Raw genomic sequence first — 18,280 nt, forward strand, 5'->3', positions numbered from 1 at the left:
CGAGAGGTCGACGGATCCATGAGCAAGCTGAAGGAAGCGCTGTCACCTTGCCCAAGCCGTCGACGACCGTGTCGAGGTGCTGGCAATGCAGTGCCGGATTCGAGGCGACGAAATGGGAGCGCTTTCGCCAGACGAAACCGAGGTGAAGGATCAGACAGGCACTTTGCGGCGCCTGAGCGCAAGCCCCGCGAGACCGATGCCGAGCAGCGCGAGCACGCACATCCGGTGACGATGGACCCGAAGTACTTACATCTCTTCGCAGGCCCGATGCCGAATCTTGGCCAATCTCGGGACCACCATTCCCGCGACGGTATGCTTTGTGCAAAGTGCATTACGCGTACCGTGACCGTAATTTCGCTGAGCAAAGTCGTGCAACTTTCGAACTCGTCGCGAGTCTCTATCAGTTCGGGCAGAATGCCCAGGCGAAGGTGCTGGAAATGCACTGCCGAATTCGAGGAGACAACATGAAACGATCACTTTGCGCGGTCGCCCTTCTGGGCGTCCTGGCGAGCCCGTGGGCGCAAGCCCAGACGGCTTGCGCTGCCGCCGACGGCGGCAGGCTGCTCGCCTCCGGATGCTTCCAGTGCCACGGCACCGACGGCAAAAGCGGCGCCTTCGATGCGCTCGCCGGAGACGGCCAGCTCGACATGCTGAACAAGCTGAACGAGATGCGCAGCAAGGGCGTGGAGGGCAACATCATGTACCCGCACGCCCGCGGCTACACGAGCGCGCAACTCGCGTGCATCACGCTCTATTTCTCGAAGCTTCCCAAACCCTGAACGGCCCGTGAGGAGATCGCAATGATCGACAGAAGAAGATTCATCGGCGCCATGGGGGCGGGATCGCTCATGGCCATGTTCCCCCTCTCGGCGCTGGCGGCGGCGCCGCGGGTCGTCGTCGTCGGGGGCGGCATGGCCGGCGCGACCGTGGCGAAGTACCTGCGTCTGTGGAGCGGAAAAACCATCGACGTGACGCTGGTGACGCCGGCGACGAGCTACACCTCCAACATCATGAGCAACCTCGTGATTACCGGACAGGTCGCTTACAGCGCGCTGAATTTCACCTACGCCAACCTGACGAAGTCCTACGGGGTCAAGGTGGTCACCGGGACCGTCAGCGCCGTGAACGGCTTCGGCAGCAACGCCGGCGGCACGGTCACGGTGGTCAACGGTCCGACCAGCACGCAGCTCAGCTGCGAGCGCGTGGTCCTCGCGCCGGGAGTGCAGTTCGACCCGGTGCCGCTGACCGAGAACGCCGCGCTCGCCGCGCCGGTAGTGCATGCCTGGCAGGCAGGCCAGCAGACACTCGACCTGCAGAAGCTGCTTGCAGGAATGCCGAACGGCGGCACCTTCGTGATGAGCATACCGGCCAAGCCTTACCGCTGTCCGCCCGGACCTTACGAGCGCGCCTGCGTCGTCGCCGACTACCTGAAGCGCAACAAGCCCGGCGCGAAGATCATCGTCCTCGACGCCAATCCGGGCATCGTCGCCGAGCCGACCAACTTCGGCAACGCGTTCCAGTCGTATTTCGCGGCCGGCGTCCTCGAGTACTGGCCGTCGACGGCAGTCGTTTCGGCATCGAACACGAGCGTTCCTGGACGCAGCCAGAGCGTGACCGTCAATGTCGCCGGCTCCGGAGCGATGATGCCCGCCGGTGTATCCGGCGTGCGCACGCTTGCCGGCGACGTCGTCAACCTCATTCCTCCCCACCGCGCGCCGCAGATTGCGAGCCTCGCCGGGGTGGTTCCCGCGGGCAGCCGCTTCGCGCCGGTGGATGTCCTCAACTACGAATCGACCCTGGTCAGGAAGATCCACATCGTCGGCGACGCTGCCGATACCACCCTGCCCAAGGCCGGTCACGTCGGCAACCAGGAAGCCAAGATCTGCGCTGCGGCGATCATCAACGCCTTCAAGAACCAAGCGCCTGACCCGGCGCCGACGGCCAACTCGGCTTGCTACTCGCCGATCGACAGCACGCGTGCGTCGTGGCTGACGGTGGTCTATCAATACGACCCGGCGACGAAAAAGATGGTCGCCTGGGACGGCGTACTCAACCAGCCGGGTGCACCGACCGAGGCCGCCAGCCCGTCGACCGGGAATTTCTCGAAAATGAGCACTTGGTACAAGGTGTTGATGTCGGACAGCTTCGCCTGAATATTGGGGGGACGGCATGCTCGATTCAAACGAATGAAGCATGCCGCTCCCCTGATGGCTACACCCCCGGTGGTGGCGGTGGCGGATTGCCGGGCGGCGGGGGCGGCGGTGGCTCGAGTTTCTGCCCCGGAGTCGCCGAGCCGACCGCGCCTGCCGGGAGGCGCTGGATCGGGAACGGCGTCGCGGAGGTGGCAGCGGGAGCGGAAGTGGGAGTCGCGGCGGGAGGAGGTGGAACGGCGGCAGCCGGCGCCAAGGCAGTCGGCGTCGTCGATTGCGTGAATGAACCCGTCACCGGCACGCGATGTCCCTTCGCGTACATGCACTGGATATAGGCGTGATCGTAGCGGCGCTGGCTGTCGTAGGAAGAGGACTGGCCGGTGCCGCTGCCGGCGACGGTGCCGAAGAGCAGGCCGGTACCGGCGCCGATACCGGCGCCTTCCTGACCGCCGATCGCCGCGCCGGCCGCAGCGCCGACGACGGTACCGAGCGCGGCGCTGCGGACGCCGGCCGCGGTCGCCGCCTGCTCGGCGCCGACGCCGCCGATGCTGGCGAGCGCATACTGGCGACAGTCGGCGTCGTCGATGCGGAACTGGTCGAAACTCTTGCTCGTCCCCGGCAGCGACAGGACGCTGGGGCCCGTGGGGACGACCGCGCAGCCGCCGATCAGCAGCAGCGCCGAGAGGGCCAGCAGCGGCGCTGACCTCGTCGATAAGGATTTCATTTCATTGCCTCCTTGTTTGCTCAGGGCTCACCGGCCGGAAGCGGCGGCACCTTCTGCCAGCCACTCGGGCATTCCTTGACATAGGGATAATAAGCCTTCGCTGCGGTGCAGTAGTACCAGTAGGCGGTCGGCGGTGGCGGAGGCTCGGCGATCGCCGGCGGCTGCTCGATGTAGATCGTCGGCGCCTGGCGCACGATGATCGGCGGGTAGACCTGATACGGCGGGTAATACGGAGGCCCCCAGTACGGACCGAAGGTGAACCCGAAGTAGGCGTGACTGCCGCCATGATGATGTCCATGGTGATGAGGGTCGGCCAGGGCGCTGCCGACACCGGCAAGACACAGGACGAGCCCGGCGACGAAAGTCCTTGTCCAGTTCATGAACGACCTCCTTCCAGTCACGACGCGCTCGCGCCGTTCTGACTGAAGTATAGCGTTGGCGGGATGCGACGCGCGTCCCGCCGGTGACGGTCTGCGGGCCGACGCGCAACACGCGCCGGCGCAAGCGCTAGAATTCGCCCCCCTGAACAAGCAGCAAGGAGAATCACCGATGTCCGGCCACGGCTTTCACGTACATGGCCCCCACGACCACGAAGTCGAGCACGCGGTCAAGCACGGCGGCGACAACTTCACTTCACGCATGGCGGTCCTCACCGCGATCCTGTCGACGATAGGCGCCCTCTTCGGCTACCTCGGCGGGCACGCGCAAAACGCGGCGCTGCTCTACAAGAACGAGGCGGCGATCCAGAAGACCGCCGCCTCGAACCAGTGGAACTACTACCAGGCGAAAAGCAGCAAGCAGAACATCGCCGAACTGTCGGTGACGCTGACCAGCGGCGAGGCACAGGAAAAGTTCCGCGAGGCGGTCGAGCGCTACAAGAAGGAAAAGGAAGACATCAAGGCCGCAGCCGAGAAACTCGAAGCCGCAGCCCGCGAGGCGGACCGCGCCAGCGAACTGGAGATGCACGTCCATGAACGCTGGGCGCTGGCGATGACGCTGCTGCAGATCGCGATCTCGCTGTCGGCGATCGCCCTGCTCACGCGCAAGCGCTGGATGGTCGGCGCCGTCTTCGCGCCCACCGCGATCGGCCTGGCAGTCGGGCTGATGGCCTGGTTGCACCTCTGAGGCAGCGCACGCCCTTCGGCGTTACACTCGCAGCATTTCACGGATTGCCGGCGGCACGCGCCGCCGGCACCCTTCGCGCCTCTTCGCGCAGGAGAACACCATGCGTCACCCATTCGTCCGCGCCCTTGTGCTCTGCTGCACGCTGCTCGGCGGGATCGCGCTGGCCGGCGAGCAGCGCGTCACGCTGCTGCACGTGAACGACGTCTATCAGACCGGTCCGGTTGACCGGGGGCAGAACGGCGGGCTCGCGCGCCTGGCCAGCTTGCGCGACCGCGTGCGCGCCGAATCGCCCGACACCCTGCTCGTCTTCGGCGGCGACACCCTCTCGCCGTCGGTGGCATCGAGCACCTTCCGCGGCCGGCAGATGATCGCCGGCTGGAACGCGGCAAAGCTCGACCTGGCCGTCCCCGGCAACCACGAGTTCGACTTCGGCCCGGAGGTCTTCCGCCAGCGCGTCGCCGACTCGAACTTCCCGTGGCTTGCCGACAACGTGCTCGATCGCGCGACCGGCAAGCCTTTCGGCGGCTTGAAACGCGCCGAACTGCGCCGCTTCGGCAAGCTCAGGATCGGTTTCCTCGGCGTCCTCACCCCCGACACGGCGCACAGTGCCAAGCCCGGGGCGGAAGTGCATTTCGACGACCCGCTCATGGCCGCGCGGCGCGCCGCTGCGCGCCTGCGCGCACGCGGCGCCGACATCGTCGTCGCGCTGACGCACCTGCCGATGGACGAGGACTTCGCGCTGGCCGCGTCGGGAAGCGTCGACCTGATCCTCGGCGGGCACGATCACGGCGTCGTGCAGTCGCTGGTCGGACGCACGCCGGTGTTCAAGGCCGGTTCGGACGCCCGGCACGCCCTGCGCGTCGATCTCGTCGCCGACACCGACACGCACAAGTTGAAGCGCGTCGACTGGGGATTGCTGCCGGTGAATGCCGAACTGCCCGAGGATCCCGCCGTCGCCAAGGCGGTCGGCGAGTTCGAGAAGCAGCTCGGCACGCTGCTCGACCAGCCGGTCGGCGAGACAGCGGTCGTCCTCGACGCGCACCAGCTCAGCAACCGTTCGCGCGAGACGAACCTCGGCAACTGGATCGCCGAGGTTTACCGGGCCAGCACCGGCGCCGAGCTCGCGCTGCTCAACGGCGGCTCGATCCGCTCGAACACCGGCTACGGCCCGGGGGCGCTGAGCAAGCGCGACATCCTGTCGATCCTCCCGTTCGAGAACCCGATCGTGAAGCTCGAGATCAGCGGCGAGGTCCTGCGCGCCGCGCTCGAACACGGCGTCTCGGCCATGCACCTCGCCGCCGAGAGCGGCCGTTTCCCGCAGGTCGCCGGGATGCGCTTCCGTTACGACGCCCGGCGCCCGGTCGGATCGCGCGTGCTGGACATCGAGGTCGCCGGCCGGCCGCTCGACGAAAATCGCCGCTACTCGCTGGCAGTCAATGGCTACCTCGCTGGCGGTGGCGACGGCTACGCGATGCTGCGCGGGCAGCGCTTCCTGCTCGCACCGGAGAACGCGCGCTCGGAGACCGACGAGGTGATCGGCGCGCTCGCCGCCGCCTCGGCGAAGGCGCCGATCGCACCGAAGGTCGACGGCAGGATAGAGAGGATCGACTCCCCGGTGGCGCCACGTTGAGCCGGAAACGCGCTGCTTCGGCGAAGACGGGAAGGAACTCTCCGCCGCAAAAGGCTCTAAGGACCATCCGTCCACTCAGCAAGAAGGAGAACAAGGAATGAGTTCACTTTTCGACCCGATCAAAGTCGGCGACATCGCCCTGGCCAACCGCATCGTGATGGCGCCGCTCACGCGCAACCGCGCCACCGGCGGCGTCGCCACCGAGCTGATGGTCGAGTACTACCGCCAGCGCGCCAGCGCCGGCCTGATCATCGCCGAAGCGAGCCAGATCAGCCCGATGGCGGTCGGCTACATCGACACGCCGGGGATCCATAGCCCCGAGCAGGTCGCCGCCTGGCGCAGGATCACCGACGCGGTGCATGCCGAGGGCGGCAAGATCGTCCTCCAGCTCTGGCACGTCGGCCGCATCTCGCACTCGTCGCTCTTGCCCGACGGCGCGGCGCCGGTCTCGTCGACCGGCACGCGCGCCAACGCCAAGGTCTTCGCGCGCGAGGGCTTCGTCGACACCTCGACACCACGCGCGCTGCGCGACGACGAACTGCCGGGACTGATCAACGACTTCCGCCGCGCCGCGCGCAACGCGATCGAGGCCGGCTTCGACGGCGTCGAGCTGCACGCCGCGAACACCTACCTGCTCGACCAGTTCCTCAGGGACAGCGTGAACGACCGCGGTGGCCCCTACGGCGGCAGCATCGCCAAGCGCGCGCGCCTGCTGCTCGAAATCACGCAGGCGGTGGTCGCGGAAATCGGCGCCGGCCGCGTCGGCGTCCGTCTCAGCCCGCAATCGACCTTCGGCGGCTCGGCGGCGGTCGACAGCGACCCGCAGGCCTTGTTCGGCCACGTCGTCGGCGAGCTCTCCGCGCTCGGGATCGCCTTCGTGCATGTGGTCGAAGGCGAGACCGGCGGCGCGCGCCATCCGGAAGGCGTGCCACAGCTCGACTACGCGGCGCTACGCCGCGCCTTCAGCGGCGCCTGGATCGTGAACAACGGCTACGACCGCGCGCTGGCCAGCGAAACCGTCGAATCGGGCAAGGCCGACCTCGTCGCCTTCGGCCGTCCGTTCATCGCCAACCCCGACCTCGTCCGTCGCCTGCGCGAGGACGCCCCGCTCAACCCGGTTCGCTTCGACAAGCTGTTCGGCGGCGGTGCCGAGGGATTCACCGACTACCCGACGCTGGTCGACTGACGCTGTCCAAGCCGTTCGCGGCCAAGCTGCGCAGGTCGGGTTAACGTGAAACTGCGAAGGGACGAGCCAAAGACGCTGTCCGGAGCAGCAACCCGTCATCGCGAGCCCGAAGGGCGTGGCGATCCAGTGCGTAGGTCTCGCATCGTGCAGGGCGCAGAGACAGAAGAACGAACTGGATTGCCATTGAAGCGAATGCTACACCCCGGGGGTCAGGTCTCGAATTGTTGCATTACCATTCGGGCCTGCCCGCCATCCCACGGGTGACGCTTCGCCAACCCGTTCGCGGCTGCCGCCGCTCCCACCCGTGCAGTCCGGCTGGCGTGGGAAGGTAGGCAGGCCCGGATCAAGAACCATGATGGTGACGTTATGCTTGATTCTTTGAGTCAGGTATACCGTCCCCGTCACCTCACTCACCCCAAAGAACGCTCACCGGAGCTACCGAACTGTCTCCCCGAATTCAACGCTGGCTGCCCGCGGCAGCGCTGCTGCTGCTCACCCTCGCCTGGGGCTACACCTGGACCGTCGCCAAGCAGGGCCTCGTCTACGCCCCGCCTTTCGCCTTCGCCGCGGAGCGCGTGGTCGGCGGCGCACTGGCGCTCTTTCTCGTGCTGAAGCTGATGGGGAGGTCGCTCAAGCTGGTCGCTGCCGGACCGACGCTGGCGATCGGTCTCGCGCAGGTCAGCGGCTTCATGATCTTCCAGACCTGGGCGCTGGTCGAAGGCGGCGCCGGCAAGACCGCGGTGCTGATCTACACGATGCCGATCTGGACCCTGCTGCTCGGCTGGCCGATCCTCGGCGAGCGCGTGCGCGGCAAACAGTGGATCGCCGCCGCGAGCACGCTCTCCGGCCTCGTCCTCATCATCGAGCCCTGGGCAATGCACGCCAGCCTGTTCAGCGAATTCCTGGGCCTCATGGGCGCGCTGTTCTGGGCCATCGGCACCATCCTGATCAAGCGCCTGCGCTCGCAGACGCCGGTCGATCTGCTCAACCTGACTGCCTGGCAGATGCTCTTCGGCGCACTGCCGCTGGTCGTGCTGGCGCTGCTCGCGCCCGAGCGACCGACCGAATGGAACCTCTCCTTCATCGGCATCCTCGCCTTCATGGCGACCGTCTCCACGGCGCTGTGCTGGCTGCTCTGGATCTACATCCTCGACCGTGTCCCGGCCTGGGAAGCGAGCCTGTCGGTGCTCGGCGTTCCCGTGGTCGCGATCCTCTCGTCGCGGCTGATCCTCGGCGAGGAATTCAGGAGCGCCGAAGTCGCCGGCATCGTGCTCGTCGGCGGCGGCCTCGTGCTGCTCTCGCTGTTGAGCTGGGCGGCGAGCCGCCGACATCCGGCAGCGCCGCGCGCGGGCTGAAGCGGCAAGACTGCTGCCGCGGCAGCATCACCGCGCGAAGACCAGCAGCGAATTGGCCGGCAGCACCAGCGCCGCCGAAAAGGCGAAGTCGTGGCGCGGCGACGGCTCGGCATGGACCGCACCGCAGTTGCCGCTCGCCTGCGGATTCGGCCAGTTCTCGTAGAAGTCGCTGTTGAATACCTCGCGCCACTGGCCGCCGCCCGGAAAACCGATGCGATAGTCGCTGCGGGTGAAGGTGGCAAGGTGCACGACCACGATCACGTCGTGCCCCTCCCCTTCGACCCAGCGATGGAAGGCGAGGACACGGTTGCGGTCGTCGGTATGGACGACGCGCAAGCCCTGCCCGCGCAGGCCGGGATGACGCCAGCGCACGCCAATCAGCTCGCGCAGGCAGCGCAGGTGATCGAGCATCTGCTTGTCGCCCTTGGCGAGACCCTCCCAGTGCAGCAGCAGCTCGGGATGGTTGTGCACATCGTCCGCCCACTGCTTGTCTTCGAGGAACTCCTGCCCCATGAACAGCATCGGGATGCCGGGCGCGGTAAGGCTGAGCGCGCTGGCCACGCGGGCGCGGCTGCGCCCGTACCACGAGCGCGGATCGTCCGGATGCCCCAGGCGGGCGATGCGCTGCTCGCGCTCGCGGTAGACGAGGTCGTGGTTTTCCGGCCCCTGGACGAACTGCCACACCCCGGCGAAGCCTTCGGGCCACAGGCTGCGCCCGAGTTCACCCATCGCCAGCGGCCGCTCGTCGGGCTGGCTGGCCTCGGCGATCACCTTGCGGATGGCGATGCGCAGGCCGTCGGTCAAGGTCGTGTCGAAGCCGGCACCGACCGGCGGCGGCTTGACGACGAAGGGATTGACGCCCCAGTACTCGGCGAGATTGAGCGCGCCCGGTCGCTCGTGCTGCAGCGTCGCGGTCAGGTCCTGGCAGAAGCGCCAGCCGTCCGGCCAGCCGTCGTGATCTATGACGCTGACCTGGTCGTAGCGGAAGCCGTCGACGCGGTACTCGTCGAGGAAGAAGCGTGCGTTCTGGATCAGGAAATCCCTGACCTCGGGTTTCCCGAAATCGAAGACCAGCCCGCCGGCGTGACCGCGGTTGCTGAAGTAGAGCGACCTGCGGTTGTCCTCGCCCTGGCCTGCCTGCCGGTCGAGGAAATACAGGCTCTGGTCGCCGAACTCGCCGCCCGCGTGGTTATAGACGACGTCGAGGATCACGGCGATGCCATGGATGTGAGAGAGATCGACCAGCGCCTTCAGCTGGTTCATCTCGCCGCGCAGGTCCTCGCGCCGGTAAGGCGCCTGCTGCTTCACAGCGAGCAGGCCATTGACCAGGTCGAGATAGGGGTCGAGGTCCTCGTCGGCGACGGCGAAGTCCATTTCCGGCGAGAAGTAATCGACGCCGTTGTAGCCCTGGCTGAAGGACGTGTGGAATTCCTGGATCGGCAGGAGCTGGATGGCGCTGACGCCGAGTTCGGCGAGATGGGGCAGCTTGCGCGCGACGTCGAGGAAGGTGCCGGCCTTGCGCGGCAGGTTCGGCGTGAAGAAGCTGCCGACGTGCAACTGGTAGATCAGGAAATCCTCGAAACGCGGCGTCCGGTAGCCCGTCTCGTGCCAGGGAAAATCCGGCTCGCGGACGACGCAACGCCCGGGGAAAGGCGTCTGCAGTTCGCGCGCATAGGGGTCGCGCTTGGCGCCCGTGCTGCCTGCGCCGACGACGTGGAAGAGGTACTCGTCGCGGTCGCGCACGCCCGCGACGAAGCCGCGCCAGTGCCCGTGCTCGTCGCGCGTGAGCAGGTTGTCTGCAGCGGGCTCGAAGCCGTTGAAGCTGCCGAGCACATGCACCGCTTGTGCATTGGGCGCCCAGAGGCGGAAAGTCGCGCCGTCGGCGACGAGGTTGGCGCCCATCGGGGTATGGGCGTGGATGTGATCGAGGGAAGCGGCCATGGCGAAGTCTCCTCTGCGGATGGAAGGAATGCGAATCGGGGAACGGAGCCGGGACGGCTCAGTGGCGGGCGCCTGAACTCAGCCGATCGACCATCGCGCGCAGCGCACGGATCTGCACGCCCTGCCGGTCGGCGTAGTGGCGGTTCGTGTAGCCCCACCAGTCCCAGCAGCCGTTCGGATTGCGCAGCGGGACCGAGACCGCCTGCGGGAAGAGGATCACCAGGTGGTTGGCGTCCGCCAGGCGGTCGTAACCGGCATTTGCCAGGAAGGTCGCGCCGTAGTAGAGGCCGCCGCCGGCGGGAGGCTTCAGCGGCAGGTAGCTGTGCCCCTGCTTGCAGCCATGCAGGGCGACGTGCAGCCGGCAGGGCTCGCCCCTGGCACAGCTGTCCGGAACATAGACCCAGCCGCTGCTGTCGAGCCCCGACGACCAGGCGAAGCCAGGCGCCGGGTCCTGCGGGAGGTAGGGCCGCTGGTCGAACTTCTGGAAACGCCCTTTCGCCTTGCCGCTCCTGGCCGGCTTGAGCGGTCCGTAGATCCACTCGAGGATGGCCCTGGCGCTGTCGAAGCCGCATTTTCCGAGATAGGGATCGCCAGTCACCGCGCACGCGTTGCCGAAGCCCTTGGTCGGGAAGGTATGCCCGGCGTGTTCGAGGGTGACCGTCGAAACGTTCGCTGCCGGAACGCCCGCGCCGCGATAATAGTCGGCGAGCTGGACGCTTACCGCCCGCGGCACCAGCGGATCCTCGAGCCCGGCCAGGATCAGCGTCTTCTGCCTCGCCAGATTGGCCGGATCGTCGATGAGTCCGGCCGCGAACAGCCTGGCGGTCGTGCGCAAGAGCGCCGGTACGTCGGTACTGTCGTCGCCCACCCGGCAGTTCAGGTACGGCTCCCCGGTGCACGAACAGCGCGTCGTGGCGGTGACGAGGTCGCCTTGCGCACAGTCGTAGGGCCCGCCGGCGACGACGCCGGCGCCCTTGACGATCGCCGAGTGGGCGACCTGGAACTGCACCGCCATGAAGCCGCCCGAGGAAATCCCCGAGACCGAGGTCTGGCCGATGTCGATGTTCAGCGCCGGCAAGGGCTGCGGCGAGTCAGTGGCAAATGCCGTGGCAGATGCCAGGGGAGGCGCCGCCAAGGCTGCGCCGGCAGCGACGGCGAGCGCGACGAAAAGCGTCCGCAGCGCCATGCGCCAAGCTACGCCCGGAGTTCGTCGACACAGCTTGAAACCACCCTGCGACAATGGCTGTTCAGTGTTCATGTTATGCTCCCTGAGGTCGCCGATGAGGTCATGCATCTTACGCATATGTCATCAACTCGTCGACCCGGCCGATGCACGCGCCGCCGGACACTCGACGGCTCAGCTTCGCTGTCGATAGACTCAGCCTATTGCTACAATGAATTCAATCCATTGGAACAATGGGCCGAGAATCCGTAAGATGCATCCCGTAGCCGCTGCGCACACAGTTTTCGAATTCCCATCAACCCACGCAAGGAGACTCATCCATGTCGTCGCTGATCAACACCGAAGTCAAGCCGTTCAACGCCAACGCCTTCCACAACGGCAAGTTCGTGCAGGTTTCCGACGCTGACCTGAAGGGCAAGTGGTCGGTCGTCTTCTTCTACCCCGCCGACTTCACCTTCGTCTGCCCGACCGAACTCGGTGATCTGGCCGACAACTACGCCGAATTCCAGAAGCTGGGCGTCGAGATCTACGCCGTGTCGACCGACACGCACTTCACGCACAAGGCCTGGCACGACAGCTCGGAAACCATCGGCAAGATCCAGTACGTCATGGTTGGCGACCCCACCGGCGCCATCACCCGCAACTTCGGCGTGATGATCGAGGAAGCCGGCCTGGCCGACCGCGGCACCTTCGTGATTGACCCGCAAGGCAAGATCCAGATCATCGAGATCAACGCCGGCGGCATCGGCCGTGACGCCTCCGAACTGCTGCGCAAGGTCAAGGCCGCTCAGTACGTCGCCAGCCACCCGGGTGAAGTCTGCCCGGCCAAGTGGAAGGAAGGCGACGCCACCCTGGCTCCGTCCCTCGACCTGGTCGGCAAGATCTAAGCGATCCAGCTATCCATCGATCCGCGACCGTCCTGATCGACGGTCGCACCCTGATCGAAACGCAAAGGCGCCGTAACCACAAGTTGTGGCGCCTTTTCATTTCGTTCAGTGACCAAGTTCTGAACAATCCAAGGGAGAAAATAATGCTCGACGCGAACATCAAGAACCAGCTACAGGCCTACCTGACCCGTCTCGTCGCCCCGATCGAACTCGTCGCCAGCCTCGACGACAGCGCCAAGGCGCAGGAGATGCGCGAACTGCTCGCCGACATCGCCAGCCTCTCCGACAAGGTCAGCGTGCGCGAAGACGGCAGCGCCGCGCGCCGCCCGTCGTTCGGCATCGCGCGCGCCGGCGAAGCACCGCGCATCCACTTCGCGGGCATCCCGATGGGGCACGAGTTCACCTCGCTGGTCCTCGCGCTGCTGCAGAGCGGCGGCCACCCGCCCAAGCTCGAAGCGGACGTGATCGAGCAGATCAAGGGCCTGAGTGCTGGCGCTGGCGGCAAGTTCAGCTTCGAGGTCTTCATCTCCCTTTCCTGCCACAACTGCCCCGACGTGGTGCAGGCGCTGAACACGATGGCCGTGCTCAACCCGGCCTTCGAGGCGACAATGATCGACGGCGGCATGTTCCAGAAGGAAGTCGAGCAGCGCCAGATCATGGGCGTCCCGGCCGTCTATCTCAACGGCGAACTGTTCGGCCAAGGGCGCATGAGCGCCGAGGAAATCCTCGCCAAGCTCGACACTGGCGCCAGCGCGCGTGAGGCCGCGAAGATCAGCGAGAAGGAAGAATTCGACGTCCTCGTCGTCGGAGGGGGACCGGCCGGCGCGGCAGCGGCGATCTACGCTGCGCGCAAGGGCATCCGCACCGGCGTCGTCGCCGAGCGCTTCGGCGGCCAGGTGCTCGACACGCTGGGCATCGAGAACTTCATCTCGGTCAAGGCAACCGAAGGGCCGAAGCTCGCGGTCGCACTCGAACAGCACGTGCGCGAGTACCCGGTCGACGTCATGAACCTGCAGAAGGTCGAGCAGCTCGTCCCTGCCACCGACGGCGGCACGGTCGAACTTCGCCTTGCCAGCGGCGCGGTGCTGAAGAGCAAGACCGTCATCCTCGCCACCGGCGCCCGCTGGCGCGAGATGAACGTCCCCGGCGAAGCCGAGTACCGCACCAAGGGCGTCGCCTACTGCCCGCACTGTGACGGCCCGCTGTTCAAGGGTAAGCGCGTCGCGGTCATCGGCGGCGGCAACTCGGGTGTCGAGGCAGCGATCGACCTGGCCGGCATCGTCAGCCACGTGACGCTGATCGAGTTCCTCGACGTCCTGCGCGCCGACGACGTGCTGCAGAAGAAGCTCTACAGCCTGCCGAACGTCACCGTGATCAAGAGCGCACAGGTCACCGAAGTCTCGGGCGACGGGCAGAAGGTCAATGGCCTGATCTACAAGGATCGCGTCAGCGGCGAGGCGCACCGCGTCGAGCTCGAAGGCATCTTCGTGCAGATCGGTCTCCTGCCGAACACCGACTTCCTCAAGGGAACGGTCGAACTGTCGAAGCACGGCGAGATCGTCATCGACGCCAAGGGCCACACCTCGCTGCCCGGCGTCTTCGCCGCCGGCGACTGCACGACGGTGCCGTACAAGCAGATCATCATCGCCATGGGCGAAGGTGCCAAGGCCAGCCTGTCGGCCTTCGATCACCTGATCCGGGGATAAGCCCTGTCGGACGGGTCGGGTTAGTCGGGTCACGCTGCACCAACCCGACCTACCCGACTGCGAGCATGAAGCAAAGGCGCTGCCCGGATCAGCAGCCCGTCATCCTATTCCTGATCCGCCGCCCCGGAATAGACGTCTTCCAGGTGTACACGGAGAGGGGCTGAGACCGTCATCGCGAGCCCGCAGGGCGTGGCGATCCAGTGTGTAGGTCTCGCATCATGAAAAGCGCTAAGACGGAAAACGAACTGGATTGCCACGGCGCTGCGCGCCTCGCAATGACGGCAGTGCGAGGCGTGCGCGGAGAGGTGCCGAGACCGTCATCGTCATCGCGAGCCCGCAGGGCGTGGCGATCCAGTGTGTAGGTCTCGCATCATGAAAAGCGCTAAGACGGAAAACGAACTGGATTGCCACGGCGCTGCGCGCCTCGCAATGACGGCAGTGCGAGGCGNATCGTCATCGTCATCGCGAGCCCGCAGGGCGTGGCGATCCAGTGCGTAGGTCTCGCATCATGAAAAGCGCCAAGACGGAAGAACGAACTGGATTGCCACGGCGCTGCGCGCCTCGCAATGACGGCAGTGCGAGGCGTGCGCGGAGAGGTGCCGAGATCGTCATCGTCATCGCGAGCCCGCAGGGCGTGGCGATCCAGTGCGTAGGTCTCGCATCATGAAAAGCGCCAAGACGGAAGAACGAACTGGATTGCCACGGCGCTGCGCGCCTCGCAATGACGGCAGCGGATGGGCGCGTTTCATGCGCCGGGGCGGCGCCGACCAGCGTGGGGCGCACGCTATACTCCGCGCGATGAGCCATACCGTCACCCTGCGTTCCCTTCCCGACCGGCTGCGCCAGGTCGCCCTGTTCGAGGTCGGCGGGCTCGTCCTGTTCACCCCGCCCTTCGTCTGGGCCAGCGGCGTTCCGGCCAGGGACTCACTGGCGCTGCTCGCCGTCCTCGCGCTGATGGCGGCAGTCTGGAACGGCGTCTTCAACACGGCTTTCGACTGGGTCGAGGGACGTCTCACCGGCCGCAGCGCCGACCGCCGTCCCTGGCCGCTGCGCCTTGTGCACGCGCTCGGCTTCGAAGGCGGACTGCTCGTGATGACGCTGCCGGTGATCGTCTGGTGGACCGGGATGGGCTGGGTCGAGTCGCTCGTCGCCGACATTGGCCTCGCGCTCGCCTACACCCTCTACGCGCTCCTTTTCAACCTCGCTTACGACCGGGCGTTTCCGATCAGGAAACCGTGATTCATGCGCTCCCACGAGTGAGCTGCCACGCCTTGACGCGCACGTAGATCGCCGGAATCACCGCCAGGGTGAGCACGGTCGACGAGATCATCCCGCCGACCATCGGTGCGGCGATGCGGCTCATCACCTCGGCACCGGTCCCGCTTCCCCACAGGATCGGCAGCAGGCCGGCCATGATCGCGACCACGGTCATCATCTTCGGACGCACGCGCTCGACGGCACCTTCCATCACCGCCGCGTGCAGATCGGCCAGTGCGGGCGCGACGCCCATGGCCCGGCGCTCGGCCTGCACGGCCTCCCAGGCGTGGTCGAGATAGATCAGCATGACGACGCCGGTTTCCGCCGCGACACCGGCCAGGGCGATGAAACCGACCGCCACCGCCACCGACAGGTTGTAGTCGAGCAGCCACAGCAGCCAGACGCCGCCGACCAGCGCGAACGGCACCGAGAGCATTACGATCAGGGTTTCGGTCAGCCGCCCGAAGTTGAGATAGAGCAGCACGAAGATGAGCAGCAGCGTCAGCGGGATGACCAGCTTCATCTTCTCGCTGGCGCGCTGCATCGACTCGAACTGGCCGCTCCAGGTCGCGTAGTAGCCGGGCGGAAACCTGACCTGGTCGGCGACGGCCTGCCTCGCTTGGGCGACGTAGCCGCCGATGTCGCGACCGCGGATGTCGACGAAGATGTACGCGGCAAGCAGCGCGTTTTCGGTGCGGATCGCCGGTGCGCCCATGGCAACTTCGACGCGCGCCAGTTGCCCGAGCGGAATCATGGCCCCCGTCGCGGTCGCCACCAGCACCTCGCGCGCGATCTGCTGGGGGTCGGAGCGCAATTCACGCGGATAGCGCACGGAAACGCCGAAGCGCTCGCGCCCCTCGACGGTGGAGGTGACCATCTCGCCGCCGAGCGCGCTGCCGATCACGTCCTGAAGTTCGCCGAGCGACAGGCCGTAGCGCGCCAGTTGCTGCCGGTCCGGTTCGATGTCGAGGTAGAAGCCGCCGGTGATGCGCTCGGCGAAAGCCGAGGTGGTTCCGGGGACGGCCTTGACAACGGTCTCGATCTCCCGCGCCAGGCGCTCCATTTCGCCCAAGTCCTTGCCGAAGACCTTGATGCCGATCGGCGTACGGATTCCGGTCGACAGCATGTCGATGCGCGCCTTGATCGGCATCGTCCAGGCGTTGGCGATGCCGGGGAACTGCAGCGCCGCATCCATCTCGGCGACCAGCTTGTCGACGGTCATTCCGGCTCGCCATTGCTCCTCGGGTTTGAGATTGATGACGGTCTCGAACATCTCGGTCGGCGCCGGGTCGGTCGCGGTGTTGGCGCGTCCGGCCTTGCCATAGACCGAAGCGACTTCCGGGAAGCTCTTGATGATCTTGTCCTGCGTCTGCAGCACCTCGGCCGCCTTGGTGATCGACATGCCGGGCAGCGAGGTCGGCATGAACAGCAGGGTTCCCTCGTTCAGCGTCGGCATGAACTCCGAACCGAGCCGCGCCGCCGGATAAAGCGAAAGCAGGAGCACGACGAGGGCCGCGCCGACGGTGAGCTTCGGTCGGCGCAGGACGCCGGCGATCACCGGCCGATAGCGACGGATGAGGAAACGGTTCACCGGATTCTTCGCCTCGGGCAGGATCTTGCCGCGGATGAACGACAGCATCAGCACCGGAACCAGCGTCACCGAGAGCAGCGCCGCGCCGGCCATGGCGAAGGTCTTGGTGTAGGCAAGCGGCGCAAAGAGCTTGCCTTCCTGCGCTTCGAGGGTGAATACCGGCAGGAACGAGACGGTGATGATCAGGAGCGAGAAGAACAGCGCCGGCCCGACCTCCTTGCAGGCGGCAAGCATCGCCTCGACCCGTTCGGCCTGGCCGTGGCCTTTGGGCAGGCGTTCGAGGTGCTTGTGCGCGTTCTCGATCATCACGATCGCCGCGTCGACCATGACGCCGATGGCGATCGCGATCCCGCCCAGGCTCATCAGGTTCGAGTTCATTCCGAGGAGGCGCATGGCGATGAAGGCGATCAGCACGCCGACCGGCAGCATCAGGATCGCGACCAGCGCCGAGCGCAGGTGCAGCAGGAAGACGAAGCAGACCAGCGCGACGATCAGGCTCTCCTCGAACAGCGTGCGCTTGAGGGTGTCGATCGCACGGTGGATCAGCTCTGAACGGTCGTAGACGGCCTCGATACTGACGCCTTCGGGCAGGCCCGCCGCTACCTCGGCGATCTTCTCCTTGAGATTGTCGATGACTGCGAGCGCGTTCTGGCCGTAACGCGCCATCGCGATTCCGGAAACGACCTCGCCCTCGCCGTTCAACTCGGCGAGCCCGCGCCGCTCGTCGGGTGCCAGCTCGACGCGGGCGACGTCGCGGATCAGCACCGGCGTTCCGCCATCGGCCTTGACAACCAGGTTTTCGATATCCGCCGCGCCGCGCAGATAACCCTTGCCGCGCACCATGTATTCGGTCTCGGCCATTTCCACCACCCGGCCGCCGACATCGCGGTTCGAGTCGCGCACCACCTGCGACACGCGCGACAGCGGAATGCCCCAGGCGCGCAGCTTGAGCGGATCGACCGTGATCTGGTAGGTCTGCACGAAGCCGCCGATCGACGCCACCTCGGCCACGCCCTGCGCCTTGGCGAGCTGGTAGCGCAGATACCAGTCCTGCAGGGTGCGCAGTTCGGCAAGGGTCCGCTCCTTGGCCAGCACCGCGTATTGATAGACCCAGCCGACGCCGGTCGCGTCGGGCCCTAGCTGCGGCGTGACGCCCTTCGGCATCCGCCCCGCCGCCGAGTTGAGGTGTTCGATGACGCGCGAACGCGCCCAGTAGATGTCGGTCGCCTCCTCGAAGATCACGTAGACGAAGGACGCGCCGAAGAACGAGAAGCCACGCACCACCTTCGACTTCGGCACCGACAGCATCGCCGAAGTCAGCGGATAGGTGACCTGGTCCTCGACCACCTGCGGCGCCTGCCCCGGATACTCCGTATACACGATCACCTGCACATCAGACAGGTCGGGAAGCGCGTCGAGCGGCGTCCTGACGACAGCGAAGGCACCGCCGATGACGATGAACAGCGTGGCGAGCAGGACCAGGAAGCGGTTTCTTCCCGACCAGTCGATCAGTGCGGCGAGCATGCGATCCTCTCCGTGTGCGCG

General features: G+C 66.5%; 14 protein-coding genes. 9 read left to right on the forward strand and 5 right to left on the reverse strand.

All coding sequences use genetic code 11. The features are described 5' to 3' along the window. Window positions 1–464: 464 nt before the first annotated feature. Together CCR84_RS02980 and CCR84_RS02985 are read left to right on the forward strand one after the other, a co-directional pair. Window positions 465–779: a c-type cytochrome gene (locus tag CCR84_RS02980; RefSeq protein ID WP_201209459.1), complete on the forward strand. Its 315-nt coding sequence runs from the start codon at window positions 465–467 to the stop codon at window positions 777–779. 21 nt (window positions 780–800) lie between these two features. After that, on the forward strand, window positions 801–2,153 hold the full coding sequence (locus CCR84_RS02985) for an FAD-dependent oxidoreductase (protein ID WP_201209460.1): 1,353 nt from the start codon (window positions 801–803) through the stop codon (window positions 2,151–2,153). A gap of 58 nt (window positions 2,154–2,211) precedes the next feature. Here the strand turns inward: CCR84_RS02985 and CCR84_RS02990 are convergent, their stop codons facing one another. Both CCR84_RS02990 and CCR84_RS02995 read right to left on the reverse strand, forming a co-directional pair. Continuing rightward, window positions 2,212–2,874 (reverse strand): glycine zipper family protein, encoded by a 663-nt coding sequence (locus CCR84_RS02990; protein WP_201209461.1) that lies wholly within the window; start codon window positions 2,872–2,874, stop codon window positions 2,212–2,214. 20 nt (window positions 2,875–2,894) lie between these two features. Further along, on the reverse strand, window positions 2,895–3,254 hold the full coding sequence (locus tag CCR84_RS02995; protein ID WP_201209462.1) for a hypothetical protein: 360 nt from the start codon (window positions 3,252–3,254) through the stop codon (window positions 2,895–2,897). Window positions 3,255–3,423: 169 nt separating this feature from the next. Here CCR84_RS02995 and CCR84_RS03000 point away from each other — a divergent pair, with 169 nt between their 5' ends. From CCR84_RS03000 to CCR84_RS03015, 4 genes are all read left to right on the forward strand, one after another. Then, window positions 3,424–3,999 (forward strand): DUF4337 domain-containing protein, encoded by a 576-nt coding sequence (locus tag CCR84_RS03000; protein ID WP_201209463.1) that lies wholly within the window; start codon window positions 3,424–3,426, stop codon window positions 3,997–3,999. 100 nt (window positions 4,000–4,099) lie between these two features. Continuing rightward, complete coding sequence (locus CCR84_RS03005) at window positions 4,100–5,629, forward strand: bifunctional metallophosphatase/5'-nucleotidase (protein ID WP_201209464.1); 1,530 nt, start codon at window positions 4,100–4,102, stop codon at window positions 5,627–5,629. Between the two features lie 97 nt (window positions 5,630–5,726). Continuing rightward, a complete protein-coding gene (locus tag CCR84_RS03010; protein WP_201209465.1) occupies window positions 5,727–6,815 on the forward strand; it encodes an alkene reductase in 1,089 nt (362 codons plus the stop codon). A 488-nt stretch (window positions 6,816–7,303) separates the two neighbouring features. Then, window positions 7,304–8,170: a DMT family transporter gene (locus CCR84_RS03015; RefSeq protein WP_242508508.1), complete on the forward strand. Its 867-nt coding sequence runs from the start codon at window positions 7,304–7,306 to the stop codon at window positions 8,168–8,170. 27 nt (window positions 8,171–8,197) lie between these two features. On the opposite strand, the gene CCR84_RS03020 is transcribed toward CCR84_RS03015, so the two are convergent. Both CCR84_RS03020 and CCR84_RS03025 read right to left on the reverse strand, forming a co-directional pair. Then, a complete protein-coding gene (locus tag CCR84_RS03020) occupies window positions 8,198–10,111 on the reverse strand; it encodes an alpha amylase C-terminal domain-containing protein (protein WP_201209466.1) in 1,914 nt (637 codons plus the stop codon). 58 nt (window positions 10,112–10,169) lie between these two features. Then, window positions 10,170–11,369: an extracellular catalytic domain type 2 short-chain-length polyhydroxyalkanoate depolymerase gene (locus CCR84_RS03025; protein ID WP_242508505.1), complete on the reverse strand. Its 1,200-nt coding sequence runs from the start codon at window positions 11,367–11,369 to the stop codon at window positions 10,170–10,172. A gap of 245 nt (window positions 11,370–11,614) precedes the next feature. Between CCR84_RS03025 and ahpC the strand changes: the two genes are divergently transcribed. From ahpC to CCR84_RS03040, 3 genes are all read left to right on the forward strand, one after another. Further along, the gene (ahpC, locus tag CCR84_RS03030; RefSeq protein ID WP_201209467.1) at window positions 11,615–12,181 is read left to right on the forward strand and encodes an alkyl hydroperoxide reductase subunit C; all 567 of its coding nucleotides are present in this window, start codon (window positions 11,615–11,617) and stop codon (window positions 12,179–12,181) included. 143 nt (window positions 12,182–12,324) lie between these two features. Beyond that, the gene (ahpF, locus tag CCR84_RS03035; RefSeq protein ID WP_201209468.1) at window positions 12,325–13,887 is read left to right on the forward strand and encodes an alkyl hydroperoxide reductase subunit F; all 1,563 of its coding nucleotides are present in this window, start codon (window positions 12,325–12,327) and stop codon (window positions 13,885–13,887) included. Window positions 13,888–14,685: 798 nt separating this feature from the next. Beyond that, the gene (locus tag CCR84_RS03040; protein WP_201209469.1) at window positions 14,686–15,126 is read left to right on the forward strand and encodes a PACE efflux transporter; all 441 of its coding nucleotides are present in this window, start codon (window positions 14,686–14,688) and stop codon (window positions 15,124–15,126) included. Window position 15,127: 1 nt separating this feature from the next. On the opposite strand, the gene CCR84_RS03045 is transcribed toward CCR84_RS03040, so the two are convergent. Beyond that, window positions 15,128–18,259, reverse strand: a complete 3,132-nt coding sequence (locus tag CCR84_RS03045; protein ID WP_201209470.1) for an efflux RND transporter permease subunit — start codon at window positions 18,257–18,259, stop codon at window positions 15,128–15,130. Window positions 18,260–18,280 lie beyond the last annotated feature (21 nt).

Origin of the sequence: Rhodocyclus purpureus, assembly GCF_016653115.1 — a bacterium.
Classification (GTDB): Bacteria; Pseudomonadota; Gammaproteobacteria; order Burkholderiales; family Rhodocyclaceae; genus Rhodocyclus; species Rhodocyclus purpureus.